A 14,231-nucleotide genomic window follows, 5' to 3' on the forward strand; every position below is an offset into this window, starting at 1 on the left:
CTCCTAGGATAAGAATCACAAGAGTAACTCTTGCTACCCTTAGCCTAACCCCTCCAGTAAGGGGAGAGTGGACCCCCTCCTTTTGCAAAGTAGCCCTTTCTAGCTCAGTCACAGATTTTCACAAAGATCTTTGTCAAGAAGTCCTGTGGATGTAACCCTAAATTTGGCTTTAAGTAAAGTGGATGATCCACTGTTGATGGTAAAAGGCCTTGTATATACTGTTCCATAAACGGTCCCTCCACCAAAAGTGACGCTTGATCTATCCATGCTTTTAGTGCCTGATAACCATAGTGTAGATCAGAGTACGGTCCCCTCACATCCATACAGGCATACGTCCCTTTTGGCATGTGTTTTATATAAGGCCCCTCATAAGATCTCACCGGAATCATCAATTCTACCTCGATTTGCTCCTCCCACAAGGTGTCAGGAAACACGGCGAGTAAATCTCCCTCCACTTCACATCCATAAGCATAGACACGTTCAAATAACCGTCTGACCAGCACATCGATATCGGTGAAGTCAATTCGATCCTGGATAAATAGGACCGTGCACTCTGCTTGCTCTTCCAAATAACCTGGCGATAGCTTTGGTCCGGGAACAATAGGAGCCTTGTTCTTCACCTTTTGCTTTAACTCATGAACCCGATTCAGCTGTCGTTGAATCTGATCTTGCTGTCGATGAAGCTCAGCCGACTTTTGTTCTAAAGTTGGAAGCAAACTTTGCACTTCTGGCTCTTCTAGGAACGCTTTAATCTCTTGGAGCGTAAACTGACACTCTTTTAAGAGCAGAATGGTTTTTAATTCTCGAATCTTGTCGTCATGGTAATACCGATATTGGGTCTCTGTATCAATAGAAGAGGAAGGAAGAAGACCAATCTCATGATAATAGCGAAGAGTTTTGACCGAGACACCACAAATCTTTGAAAATTGTCCGATGGTATACATAGATCTTCCTCTTTTCTTATTAATCAGATAAATTTATCTAAAAAATAGGAGCGGATGTCGCCCCCTTGCTTTCTTTTGCAAACCCCTCAAAGAAAGGTAAAGAGAATAGAAGGCAGGTTCTTCTCGAATTCCTGCCTTCTCCTTATTATATTGATTAACGTCGAGATGGTGGATGCTGAGTGGCAACCCTTTTTCTCTGTTAGAGTAGCCTTAACAGAAGTCCTCTAGTGTCCAGAAGTAGATAGCCCTACCCGTTGGATCAATGCTTCGCTCTCTTCGTTTAACCCACGGATGATCACTTTCTTCCCAAGTCCTTCATACTTCTTCCGTGCTTTCGCAATGGCTTGTACAGCCGACTGATCCCACACATGTGCCTGCGTAAAATCAATCACAATCTCAGCAGGATCTTCTTGGTAGTCAAATATATCAACAAAGTGACTCATCGTTCCAAAAAAGAGCTGACCCGAAACCTGGTACACTCTACGTCCTTCTTCTTCAAAGGTGCGCGTATGAAGCTTGGCCATCTTCCAACCAAAGACCAAAGCACTCATCACCACGCCTGCAATAACCCCTTTGGATAAATCATGCGTGTAAACAACAATTCCTACCGTGAGTACCATCACCAGTGCATCCGTGATGGGAATTCGAAAGACTTCGCGCAGAGATCCCCAATCAAAAGTGCCGATCGATACCATAATCATCACGCCGACCAAGGCGGCCATCGGAATTTGCTTCACTATATCTCCCAGAACAATGATCAGAAAGAGGAGAAAAACCCCCGCTACCAAAGCGGATAAGCGCCCTCTTCCGCCAGATTTAACGTTTATTACCGATTGCCCAATCATCGCACAACCGGCCATTCCACCAAAGAATCCAGCAACCATATTGGCCCATCCTTGTCCGCGGACTTCTCTATTTTTATCACTCTTGGTATCTGTTTCTTCATCCACAATAGTGGCGGTTAAGAGAGATTCCATGAGTCCCACTAAAGCAAGTGGGAATGAGTAAGGAAGAATAATTTTAAGGGTCTCCCAATTTAAGGGAATATCAGGAATGCTGAAAAAGGGCAAAGCTTGCTTAATCTCTCCCATATCCCCTACGGTCTTCAGTTCTAGGTTCATCATAATCGCAATCGCTGTCATCAAGATGATCGCAATCAATGGAGATGGGACCGCTTTGGAAATCAGGGGAAACACATAAATGATGAGCAGTGTCGCGGCAACCATCGCATACATAACCCAGGAAGCGCCGACAAAGTGCTCCAGTTGAGCCATGAAAATCAGGATCGCCAGCGCATTGACAAAGCCTATAATAACCGAGTGTGGAACAAAGGTAATGAAGCGTCCAACCTTTAAAAAGCCTAATATTAGCTGAATAATACCCGTTAAAATTGTCGCCGCCAATAAATACTCTAGTCCATGCTCCTTAACCAGTGTTACCATCAAAAGTGCCATCGCGCCCGTCGCCGCCGAAATCATCCCAGGGCGACCACCCACGAAGGCAATAACGACTGCAATACAAAAAGAAGCATATAATCCTACCATCGGGTGAACACCCGCAATAATAGAAAAGGCAATCGCTTCTGGAATGAGGGCAAGTGCCACTGTCATGCCAGCCAGCACATCCCCTCGAATGTTGCCTTTCCACTCATGTAAATAACGACTTACTCTGCTTTCCAAACATCATCCCTCTTTCTACTATCATTTACTTTGCTCTATAAAAAACATAACGAACCGCTCCGGTTCGTAATCGGCAACTCTTAACTATCTTCATTTCCCTCTATTAAGAAGGTCATTTTCTATCCATTTTGTTCTTAAAATAGATGCGAAGTTTACCCCTTCTCTACGCAGGTTTTCTACCTATTCTGCATCTATTTTTACTCCGCTCCAAATAAGACTTGTCCATTATACCACGATTATGATTGAAGTAAAGCTCATTCCAAGCACCTGCATTTATTATGTTAAGATGGTAGAAACACTCTTTCGTTATCTCGATTCACGATCATAAAAAATCCGCATGCTCCCTCCACACGCCCCAGATGAAAGCAGTCATCATGGGAGCATCAGGTTCTCTCGAAACGCAGTTGATGGGCAGCGATATCTCCTTCGCTGCCTGATCCACGGCTCAGAGTCTCTCAGTGAGAAACTGCTCGCCCATCTTCCAACCACGCTTAGGGTGAGTTTTCACCCTTCTCTCCAACAGCGGTTTTTTACTTAGTGAAATCGAGTTTCATCAAGCGGAGATTTTCATAGAAAGACCATTAAATTACCTAGTGTTTCATTATTTTATCCATTGCATTTTAATAGAAAGGAAGAATGGTCGTGCATCCCTCACAGTACTTAAACCATATTGGCGTCCAACAGACAAATGATCCCCTTCAATTGTTAAAAGATATCCATTTTCAACACCTACTACACGTCCCTTTTGAAAACCTCGATATCTCCTATTACCATTTGCCACTCTCTATGGACCCTGGCAAAGTATTTGAAAAGATCGTCCACCATCGCCGTGGAGGGCTTTGCTTTGAAACCAATAGCTTACTCCATTGGGTATTGACGAAACTCGGTTACCACGTAACTTTCCTCTCCGGTCGCATGTGGAATACAGAGGAGCAGTCTTGGAATCCAGATTGCTCTCATCTCGCGCTACTGGTCACTTTAGAAGAGCGTCCCTACCTATTCGATGTGGGGATTGGCGGAGGGTTTGTTCATCCCATCGCCCTAGCTGACGGACAGGAGTATTCCGATGTAAGCGGACAATATCGCGTACAGAAACAGGACGAAAAAAGCAGCACCTTTATCTTACAAAAAGACGAAGAAAAACACTGGACCGACTGGCTTCTAATCGATTCACACCCGAGAGAATTATCGGATTTTGAAAGCATGCTCCACTTCTATCAGACGGATGATAAAAGCCCCTTTCGGGACAAGCGTATCTGCAGCAAACGAACAGAACACGGGCGTATTTCTTTATCTGAGGACTCCCTGACCATTACCACACAGAACCAGAAAGAAAAAATTGCGATTTACAGCGAAGCAGAGTGGAAGAAGATGCTTCACGATTACTTTCATTAATTAATATTCTAAAGCAAGATAAGTGTTTTTCCCCACCATTCTCGCATCATGTATCCACCATATGAAGGTCGTACTCCAATATAAAAAAGTGGGTGTTAACGGTTGGTACTTCCGCTACCGTTAACACCCAGAATCAGTTAATATAAATCATATCCATCACTACTAAAGAAGAACGAATCGGTTCTTATTGCCTCTCCATATTCTCTCTAATCATTTCCTCCATAAGTCCAGGGTTGTCTGTCAAAAAATCAGCCAAGATGATGTTCAGGTTATCGGATTCCCGTTATAAGAAAAAGAGTGCGATGAAACCATGTAATCGAGTTTCATCGCACTCTTATAGTTATGTGACTTGATAACGGCACCAGCCGTTAAACAAGAAGTCGGCTATCTATCAATGAACGCCATCGGCAACTTCTGTATTGTCAGCGAAATCAACAGACAGAGCAAGCACTTCGGCTACGTCCATTGTTTTCACTTCGTCTTCTTTCTCTTTCGATTTGGTTCCATCGCTGAGCATGGTTAAGCAGTACGGACAAGCACTTCCGATCATCGAAGGGTTTACTTTGAGTGCTTGCTCGGTACGAGCGACGTTCACACGTACACCCTTATCTTCTTCCATCCACATCAGACCGCCACCCGCACCACAGCACATTCCATTCTCACGATTACGATCCATCTCAACTAATTCAATCCCAGGGATCGACTTGAAAATATCGCGCGGTGCATCATACTCATCATTATAACGACCCAGATAGCAGGAATCGTGATACGTCACACGCTCTTTCACTTCTTTGGTTGGCGTAATTTTCCCTTCACGGATCAACTTCGCCAACAATTGCGTATGGTGCATCACTTCAATATCCTCTAGCCCCATATCTGGATACTCATTCTTAAAGACGTTGTAAGCATGGGGGTCCGCTGTAACCACTTTTTTCACATTATGCTTTTCAAACAACGCAATGTTGTCCATGGCAAACTGTTGATAGAGGAACTCATTTCCGAGACGACGTGCCGTATCGCCAGAGTTCTTCTCTTTCTTACCGAGGATGGCAAAATCAATCCCTGCATGGTTAAGCAGTTTCACCAGATCATGTGTGATTTTTTGACTGCGGTTATCATAGGAACCCATTGATCCCACGTACAAGAGATACTCAAATTCTTTCTTCTCTTTTACTGAAGGAACTTCAGTGTCCGCGCTTTCCGTCCACTTCGCGCGGTCTTTCCGACTCAGTCCCCATGGGTTTCCTTGTCGTTCGATGTTTTGGAAGGTACGAGCCACTTCCGGACTCATTTTCCCTTGTGTTAACACCAAGTGACGACGCATATCCATAATCTTATCTACGTGCTCATTGGAAACCGGGCAAGCATCTTCACAATTTCGGCAAGTCGTACAAGCCCACAATTCTTCTTCCGTAATCACATCGCCAATGAGGCTAATGGGATATTGGTAATTGCCCTCTTCGTCCTTGGATACGCCTACGTTCAGCGCCGCTTGGTTGGGACCACTAAAAGCAAACGCCGGCATCCATGGGGTACGCGAGGTAATGGCCGCCCCTTTGTCTGTCAGGTGATCACGCATTTTCACCAACAAATCCATGGGTGAAAGTACCTTCCCTGTATTGGAAGCAGGACAAACATTGGTACAGCGTCCACATTCCACACAAGCATAAAGGTCTAATAATTGGTTTTGATCAAAATCCTCAATTTTGCTGTTTCCGTATTCGGTAAGTGACTCATCTTCAAAGTCGATTGTCCGCAACTTGGAAGGCGGGTCAGTCCGCTTTAAGAAAGAGTTGATGGGAGCCGCAATGAGGTGAAAGTGTTTCGACTGCGGTACGTAAACCCCGAAAGAAAGAACCGCAATGAGGTGAATCCACCAAAAGATGTAGAAAAGGACAGCGGCTGTCGAAGCAGACATCCATCCCACAAAAGGTGCCGCCAAGAGAGAGGAAATCGGCATTTCCCAAGAAGGTTCCAATCCATGCCAAATCTGTTCAAACGCTGCCGAAAACAGAATGGAGGTCATGACTGTCGATAAGAAAATAATCACCAGTCCTGCTTTAAACCCTCTCTTCAGACGAGCCAACTGCTCCACATAACGGCGATAATAGGCGTAGATGGTGGCTAACAACACAGAAAACACAACGAGCTCTTGGATAAAGGTAAACACGCCATAAGCAGGTAGAGGCAAATGCTTACCTGGGAACAGTCCTTTGTAGAAGAGATCAATCGCTCCAAATTGGATCACGATAAACCCATAGAACATAATGACGTGCATCACACCACTCTTGGTGTCTTTCAAGAGCTTCTTTTGTCCAAAAACATTGACCATGGTCTGGTTAATCCGCTGACCGAGATCCTTCTTCAGATCGGCAGGACGGCCCAGCTTAATAAACATATACCGGCTATAGATAATGTGAGATACGAGATAAATCGCATAACCTACTACAGCCAAAAACAGAATGAGATTAATAATCTGCAATGCAGGCATAATCCATGTTCGCTCCTTTCCTTCTTATCTCCATCGTATTAGATATGAGTCAATAATCAAGTAACAACAAAAGATCCGCCTTAAATTCACATATAGCAGTATTGTATCATAAAATGAGCGGGCATTCATTCTCTTTTCAAAAGGGAATAAAAGTTACTTGTCATGTATTTTGCCTCTTTTTTTAGCAACTACTCTCCTATGGCAGTGATAACTGAAACTCTTCCCCTTGCTTTCGGATCACGATGCGCTCCCCTTCCTCGCCCGCAACCTTTAGTAAGCGCTCCATCGGTTCGTCCACCGGTTCTTGCGAGAGGATGAACGTATTCCAATGAATCGGCACAAGCCATTTCCCTTCGGTATCTTTAAACATCTCCCACGCCTGTTCAGGTGTACAATGTGCTTGTTGGTAAGCATCCGGCTTATACGCCCCAATCGGCATAAACACAATATCCAGTGCTCCTTCTCCTTTAAGAGCCGAAAAGGAAGGGGTATACGCTGTATCTCCGGGAAAAAAGAGGCGTACGCCACCTTTCTCAATGAGATAACCATGCCATCCGTAATTCCCATTCCACGGAAACCTTCGCCCCCAGTGACGAACAGGAACCGAAGTAACTTTTAAACCGCCCGTCCACTCCATCGTCTCATGATGGTCCAATTCATGTATTTTGCCAAAAGGGAGACGACGCATGAGAGGATGGATCCCTTTGGGTATTAACACTTCTCGTCTTTTATCTGCTAACCCTTTAAGCGAGGGGAAATCAAAGTGATCCATATGGGCATGAGAAACGAGAATCAAATCCACCTCTCCCACATCCGCTAGCGATAACGCCGGTGGAGTAATACGCTTGGGACCAATCTGCACACCTCCACCAACATGAACCCCGATTCGCTCACTAAATACAGGATCGGTCAAAATTTTGGTGCCAAAGAGGTTGATCAAAAGGGTGGAGTGACCAATCCAAGTAACACTTACTCCCTCTTCCGTCCATTTCTCTGGGTCCGGTTTTACTATAACCGTTCGCTTCACGCCTTGTTGCATCCTCCCTAAGCGATACCAATATTGGAACCCTACATAAAGTAGAAAAATCAAAAGGATGCTTAGCCCACCAAACCACCACATACTCACGCTCGTCCACTCCTTTTTCTCCATAGAACACTAGTCATCTACCTAACGACTCCTAGCTGCTTCCCACAACTTGCAGCCATTTATCCCCTGTTTCTTCTTTTTTATTGGATTTATCTATCAGATATGCGATACTATTAGGGTGAGCGAGAGATGATAAATTTTAAAGATATCCACTCTAACAATAGCGATTATCCCGATTTCTTCTACATGTGATTTTCTCTTAAGTAATGATAGATTAATAGAATATTTCCCATATTGGAAGAGGTGACTGATGAACATGTCCAATAAAAAAGAAAGATTAGAGAAAAAGAAGCAGGCTCAACGTAAAAAACGCGTACAAATGATGACATTAACTACCCTCTTGGTGATTGTTTTTGCCGTTATCGCTTTTATTGTCTTCTCGCAAGAGAATGATGCCACCACAAAGGCCGATACCAAAGCATTTACCATTCCTAGTGAAAATCAGCAAGTGAAAGGGGACGAAAACGCCCCTGTCACCATTGTAAAGTTTGGTGACTTTAAATGTCCACACTGTAAAACCGTTCATGATAGTGTGATTCCTCAATTAGAAAAAGAGTTTATTGATACGGGAAAAGCAAAACTTCAATTTATGAATCTCCCTGTAGTTTCCCAAGATTCGCAAACAGCAGCACAAGCGGGAGAAGCGATCTACGCACAAAACCCGGAAGCATTCTGGACGTATTATGACTATCTCTATACAAATCAAGGAGATAGCCACGAGATTTGGGCAACAAAGGAGTATATCTTAGACGTGATTAAGAAAGAGATTCCCGAAGTAGATGCCGCTCAAGTGGAGAAAGCATTAGACGATGGAACCTATGTAGAAGCGGTCAATCAAGATATGGAAGTGGCGAACCAAGTTCAGATCGAAAGCGTCCCCGCTCTCTTTGTGAATGGAAGAATGGTCGAAGATCCTTACGATTATGATGCCCTCCGCTCGATTATTGAAGAAGAGTTAGCAAAAGAATAAATAGCATTTCGTTAGCTTTGTAAAGAGGGGGACACCTTTTGAAAACGAAAGTAAGTTCGCTATTTTCCACCTATGGCATCTATTTTGCTTGGCTCATCTCCATCGTAGCCATGCTAGGGAGCCTCTATCTCAGTGAGATTCAAGAGTTTATCCCTTGTAATCTCTGTTGGTACCAGCGCATCCTGATGTACCCTCTCGTCCTTTTGCTCGGCATCGCAAGTTTCCGTGATGATAAACAGATCATTCGATATGCCCTTCCACTCAGCCTCATTGGTGGGGCCATCTCAACCTTCCATTATGCCCAGCAGAAGGTACCTGCATTAGCAGAAGTAGAACTTTGTACAAGTGGTGTCCCCTGCAGTGGCGAATATATCAACCTTGCTGGGTTTATCACTATCCCGCTTCTCGCACTCACTGCTTTTGTTATGATTTCGCTTTGCCTGTGGTTGGCAAGGAAGTAAAATGACCTCCTTCTGGGTCCTACTATCCAGAAGGAGGTTTTTTGTACGAGGAAACAACGCAATCATCTCTCATCTCTACAAGGCTCGTTTCCATCTTTCCTCTTTGGCAAGAATCTGTGCATAAATAGAAAGCATATGCTGAGAGATTTCATTCCAATCAAACTTCTCCTTTACAAATTTCCTCGCATTTCGGCCATACAGTTGGCGAACGTCTGGTGAATGCATCAAATATTGAATCGCCTCTACAAGTTGCTCAGGAGAGTGATCTGGAATGATTCTTCCTGTCTCACCGTGGTTTACAACCTCTGGAAAACCACCTACATCCGTTACAATCACAGGAACACCACATGCTTGTGCTTCTAAAGCAGATACACCAAAACTTTCTTGATGTGAGGGAAGAACCATAAGATCCATTTGCTGAATATAGGATGGAATATCATCATGGTCAACCGCACCAACAAAGTCTACCTTCTCTTCTAGCTGGCGCTTCTTGACTAAATGCTCATAATCCGCTCTCATCGACCCCTCACCAACAAGTAACAAGCGCACATTTGGATCACTTTTTTCCACTACTGCAAAAGCCTCGATTAACTCCGAGATACCATAGATATCTTCCAACGCTTTGGTTATTCCGATGGTAAAACGCGGATCTCTTCCAGACTTCTCTCCTGGGATGAACCTCTTCGTGTCCACACCAAAGGGCGTGATTTCTATGGACTGGTTGGTATACAAGTTTGCTTCTTTCGCCATCGCCTCACTCGTTGAACAAATGACCTCTGCCGATTTTAGCGAATACTGCAAAATTTTTTTGTTTATCCAATTCTTCCGTGGGAATTGGTATATATCTGACCCCCATGCCGAAGTGACTAAGGGAGTATATTGGCTCATCGCTGCTACAAACCCATAACTAGAAGCATAGTGAGCATGAAGAATATCCGGACGATCGTCTGCTAGAATTCTCCGCAAGCGGTACACTCCAGGCAAGTAAGATAACTTCCCCGGCAATACCTTCGATAAAACCTCCACTTCAAAACCACCGTTCTCTCCATACTCTTGAGTGCCTACATGATCAGAGAATGTAATCACCTTTATCTCAATCTTCTTTTCTTGGTAAAAACGAATCCACTTTTGTGTATGAATCGATTTTAATGGCCCAAAAAGTGCCACTCTCATTTACTCCCCCTCCTTTAATAGCTCGCTATGCACAGTCTTCGCTCGCGCCAACCAAGAATGGCGTTCATAAAAAGTTTCCTTAATCTCAAAGGTATACTTATCATAATTTTCTATAATAGATTCAACTGCATCCGCCATTGCTTCGGGAGTATCCTCACAGATTAAACCATAGGGACCGGATTGAATCACTTTTCGCTGTGCTTTACAAGCCGTAGCAACTACTGGCAAATTATATGAAAGATATTCAAATAGTTTGATTGGCGTCGCAAAGTCATTGTACTTCGTCGGTAAGATAGGAATAAAAGCAAGGTCCACACCTTTATAAATTGAAGCCAGCTCTTTACCCGATAAGTGGAATACGAGAATCCCCAACTGCTTCATTTTACTTTTGACACTTGGTTTTACCTGGACCCATTCTTGCTCACGACAGACTAAGGTTAGAGAGATTGGAATCGCCCTTTGCTCCAATTCTGCCATCGTATCAACTAAAAGCGAGAGCCCGTAACGTTCAGAGATTCCACCAACATATATAGCACGAATGGTTTCGTTTTTCCTTTTCTCTTCTTCATCATTTATAGAAAATCCACCTGGTGGAAGAGCTATTTTCTCACGATGAATAGGAACATATTCTTTCATTTCATCGCTGGGCAAGAAAATCGTCCGTGCATAATGTTCAAAAAAGATCTCCTCCATCTGGTAAACCTTTCGCATTATCCACTTCTTGATTCCTCGAAGTGAATAAAGATCATCAAACTTCCAATATACATCACGATAAAACACTCCGACAGGAACCTCTCTTTTCTTTAAGAAAGAAAGGATCTTCCAATCGATCAGCGGGCTCTTCGGTATATGATTATCGTCCGTTAACCACAAGGGGATACTTTGATTCTCCATATAGCAGAATAAGAGATCCTCTAACTCCCCTTTTCTCTTCAGATCCCTAAATGCCTCTTTCCTCTCTCTGGATTCACCACTAATGACGATCACGTTTACCCCGATTTCTTCAGCCCACTCTTCAAATGCCTCCACCATCTTTAGTGGCCTTAATTTTGAGCCACTATTTGCATCCTTTGCTAACGGAAAAGGATAATATACGAGAATACTCTTCACCTAATTTTCCCTCCTATATTGAGACCAGATAGATACAAAGTGTGGGTAGATAGTCCATAAATAGAGGCCCATAAAGGTTAAATAGATCACGATCCATAGGGGATTAAAGATAAATTCACGAAACCCTCCCACTAGGGCACGAGGAATATTAACGGTAAAGTAAACAAATAAACTTAGAAAGAGCGGGTGCTTCGGTAGTCGGATAAAGTGAATATAGAGGCATTGTAGCAGTATCCCCATAAAAATGGTCCCCAAGATCACGCCACTAACACCAAAAGCTGCATACGCTTCTCCTATATATAGCGTGTTTAAAACACCTGCTGTCCCCTCTTCTACTCTATCTGGAAATAAATCCAACATCAAACGTCGCGAAGATCGAATCATCAACTCCGTATCTCGATGGGGCATAGTGAAGGGTAGACCCAGTTCAGGTGAGTGTGAATAAACCGTTCCAAACCGATCGATATGCAGAAAGGTAGGTGCAACTTGAGTGAGTATGGCTCTGCCTACTGGACCTGTGGAGTAATTGAAATACTGATTCGTCTCTTTTACTCCTGATGCACTATACATAAACAACAGGTATCCTACGACGATCACGAATCCAAGGGCAAGGGATCGCAACCCTACTCTCGTTTTACCTATAAAGATTCTTACGAGTATCAACATGACCACATAAAATATGAGAGGCGATTTCTGAAAATCATATACTTGGGCAAATACAGATGTGATAAACAGCAATAAGAATAGAAGTTTCCACTTCTTTTTTGCTGTCTTTACTCCCATAATATAAGCCACCAACGAAAGCAAGGGGAGAAAGCTTAACACCAGGATGTTTTTCACCAGAATATTGCCGTGATAGTCTGTTTTCGCTAATTGCCTTAACTCACCTAATGAACGACTATCACCCATCAGTTTACTTATAAGAGGAATGGTATCCGACATGAAAAGGGTATAAAGCAATGCAACCCAGCATAGCGAAACCAAGCAAACAAAAATCTCAAAAAAGCGGTCCCGCGTTTGTTCATCGTCCCTATGATCTTCCACTGGCGCCTCTAAGTAATCGCTCCATTCTTGCTTGCTGTTAAATCGAAAAAGATGTGCAACCATCACCATGGAGAGAGGCAACAGGACCATAACAGATGAAATGAGTCCAAAACCCGTTACTCTTGACTCCTCATTAATCAGCTTATCTATGATATAGGAATGATCCACCTCTAATACAATCAGGAGAGCCCCTATAAAGCTAGAAAGAAAGAGAGAATAGTAAAAGATGAAGGAAATCATATTTGGTTTTCTAAAAGAAAGACTCCCCCCCGCTCTCGAAAACATCGAAATAGAAACAATGAGCACGAGCACCCATGTTAGAACATAAAAAAGTTCCATACTAATAGACCTCCCCTCTCTCTATGCTTCCTTCCGCAAGAATAAATGCTTGTCGAGACGGAGTACAACAAACGATGCCAAAAACACGATCCAAGGGACTACTTGCCATAACAAAGAGTAGGAGTGGAGTTGCACATACACCAATCCCCCCATCGTTATCACCGTCAGTAGGAAAAATAACACCAACTTCAACGCAGGCATAGGAATAAACCAGGCTTGTTGACTCTTGCGATAGATAAGAACCAAAGCCAATACATAGGTAATCACATTAGCCATGACGCATCCCCAAAGCCCCAGCCAAACAATCAAACTCACATTTAATCCTAGATTAAATAGCGCAACCCAACCAAAAACTTTTGAAACCACCGTCGTCTTTTTCGTAATAAAGAGTCCCGCTGAGATAATTAAATAATAGAAGTTCAAAAAAGCAGCCAGCGATAGAAAGCCAACATACTGATAAGCTTCGAAATAGGCAGGATTATCAAGGAGATGAAAGACCCCTTTTATCACCGTCGTGATCAACATGGTGACAACCATACCCACAACGAAAATACCCACATATACTTTAGAAAATAACTCTTGGCTATTTTCATCATCCTTATGTTGCATGGAGAAGGGGCGCCAAGCCATCTGAATGCCATAAGTAACCAGTGTGATCAATGAGGCAAATTTGAAGGCGAGTTCAAAAGTGGCCACCTGTATCGTACCGTCATCCATTAAATGGGTGATCATCAAGCGATTTGAGCCTGCAATCAGCCAGATCGCGATCGATGCCGGTACTAAAGGAGCACCATATGTAAGGATTTCTTTCCACACTTCGTAATCAAAGCGAAGTTTAAGAAATGATCCTATCTTGGGTCCTAGAAGTAGTAACATCAAGCCAACGCCTATTAGCCTTGCATAAAAGATGAAATCTATCGACTGCTTGCCCATCCAAATGAAGAAGATATAAGACAGCAACGAGATCGCAGCCAGTTTCACTAAAGTAAGGGATACTACTTTGCCTGTCTTAAATTGATAGCGATAAACAGTTAATATCAATACGCCAACGGTTTCTAAAAGCAGTACCCATATGCTCAATTCGATCGCATACGCAAATTTTTTGTCTTGAGTAAGTAGCCAGGATATGGTATCTGACCCTATATAAAATAGAAAAAGGAAAGAGACACAAAAAAGCAGACGGATAGACATCACATTCTGAACATATATCCACTTTTTCTTCTCATCATCCTCTGCAAGATAGTAATAGGCAAGGGCAGAGTCCGTCCCAAAGATGATTAAAACCGTAATAATCGCGATAATGCTATCTATATTGGCTAATGCTCCGTACTCTCGCTTTAAATCCCCTACAAAAACATTTGTATAAATAAGGACCAAAATGAAGTTGATCATCTTTGTCCCTACACTCATCAAGCTGTAAAGCAGAGAATCACCAAGAAATCGTTTCATAGTAGAAAACAAACAGGTACCTCCTCTCT

At 43.2% G+C, this 14,231-nt stretch carries 11 protein-coding genes; 3 read left to right on the forward strand and 8 right to left on the reverse strand.

Features of this window, described 5'->3' with window-relative positions:
• Nucleotides 1-104: 104 nt before the first annotated feature.
• Together AC6RGY_RS09160 and AC6RGY_RS09165 are read right to left on the reverse strand one after the other, a co-directional pair.
• Nucleotides 105-944, reverse strand: a complete 840-nt coding sequence (locus AC6RGY_RS09160) for a MerR family transcriptional regulator (RefSeq protein WP_499862153.1) — start codon at nt 942-944, stop codon at nt 105-107.
• A 224-nt stretch (nt 945-1,168) separates the two neighbouring features.
• Complete coding sequence (locus tag AC6RGY_RS09165; protein WP_499862157.1) at nt 1,169-2,623, reverse strand: SulP family inorganic anion transporter; 1,455 nt, start codon at nt 2,621-2,623, stop codon at nt 1,169-1,171.
• A gap of 642 nt (nt 2,624-3,265) precedes the next feature.
• Here AC6RGY_RS09165 and AC6RGY_RS09170 point away from each other — a divergent pair.
• On the forward strand, nt 3,266-4,018 hold the full coding sequence (locus AC6RGY_RS09170; protein WP_499862159.1) for an arylamine N-acetyltransferase family protein: 753 nt from the start codon (nt 3,266-3,268) through the stop codon (nt 4,016-4,018).
• Nucleotides 4,019-4,409: 391 nt separating this feature from the next.
• On the opposite strand, the gene AC6RGY_RS09175 is transcribed toward AC6RGY_RS09170, so the two are convergent.
• Together AC6RGY_RS09175 and AC6RGY_RS09180 are read right to left on the reverse strand one after the other, a co-directional pair.
• Nucleotides 4,410-6,509 (reverse strand): (Fe-S)-binding protein, encoded by a 2,100-nt coding sequence (locus AC6RGY_RS09175; RefSeq protein ID WP_499862161.1) that lies wholly within the window; start codon nt 6,507-6,509, stop codon nt 4,410-4,412.
• 196 nt (nt 6,510-6,705) lie between these two features.
• A complete protein-coding gene (locus tag AC6RGY_RS09180; RefSeq protein ID WP_499862465.1) occupies nt 6,706-7,629 on the reverse strand; it encodes an MBL fold metallo-hydrolase in 924 nt (307 codons plus the stop codon).
• Nucleotides 7,630-7,906: 277 nt separating this feature from the next.
• Here AC6RGY_RS09180 and AC6RGY_RS09185 point away from each other — a divergent pair, with 277 nt between their 5' ends.
• Together AC6RGY_RS09185 and AC6RGY_RS09190 are read left to right on the forward strand one after the other, a co-directional pair.
• The gene (locus AC6RGY_RS09185) at nt 7,907-8,626 is read left to right on the forward strand and encodes a DsbA family protein (RefSeq protein WP_499862163.1); all 720 of its coding nucleotides are present in this window, start codon (nt 7,907-7,909) and stop codon (nt 8,624-8,626) included.
• A 38-nt stretch (nt 8,627-8,664) separates the two neighbouring features.
• Nucleotides 8,665-9,087 carry a disulfide oxidoreductase gene (locus tag AC6RGY_RS09190; RefSeq protein WP_499862165.1) on the forward strand — a complete coding sequence of 141 codons (423 nt, stop codon included), beginning with the start codon at nt 8,665-8,667 and terminating at the stop codon, nt 9,085-9,087.
• A gap of 75 nt (nt 9,088-9,162) precedes the next feature.
• On the opposite strand, the gene AC6RGY_RS09195 is transcribed toward AC6RGY_RS09190, so the two are convergent.
• From AC6RGY_RS09195 to AC6RGY_RS09210, 4 genes are read right to left on the reverse strand one after another with little or no spacing between them, the layout of a single operon-like run.
• On the reverse strand, nt 9,163-10,260 hold the full coding sequence (locus tag AC6RGY_RS09195; RefSeq protein WP_499862168.1) for a glycosyltransferase: 1,098 nt from the start codon (nt 10,258-10,260) through the stop codon (nt 9,163-9,165).
• Complete coding sequence (locus AC6RGY_RS09200) at nt 10,261-11,370, reverse strand: glycosyltransferase (protein WP_499862172.1); 1,110 nt, start codon at nt 11,368-11,370, stop codon at nt 10,261-10,263. It lies immediately after the preceding gene.
• Complete coding sequence (locus AC6RGY_RS09205) at nt 11,371-12,753, reverse strand: oligosaccharide repeat unit polymerase (protein ID WP_499862176.1); 1,383 nt, start codon at nt 12,751-12,753, stop codon at nt 11,371-11,373. It lies immediately after the preceding gene.
• Nucleotides 12,754-12,774: 21 nt separating this feature from the next.
• Nucleotides 12,775-14,214, reverse strand: a complete 1,440-nt coding sequence (locus AC6RGY_RS09210) for a lipopolysaccharide biosynthesis protein (protein ID WP_499862177.1) — start codon at nt 14,212-14,214, stop codon at nt 12,775-12,777.
• Nucleotides 14,215-14,231 lie beyond the last annotated feature (17 nt).

The organism is Mechercharimyces mesophilus (assembly GCF_059818345.1).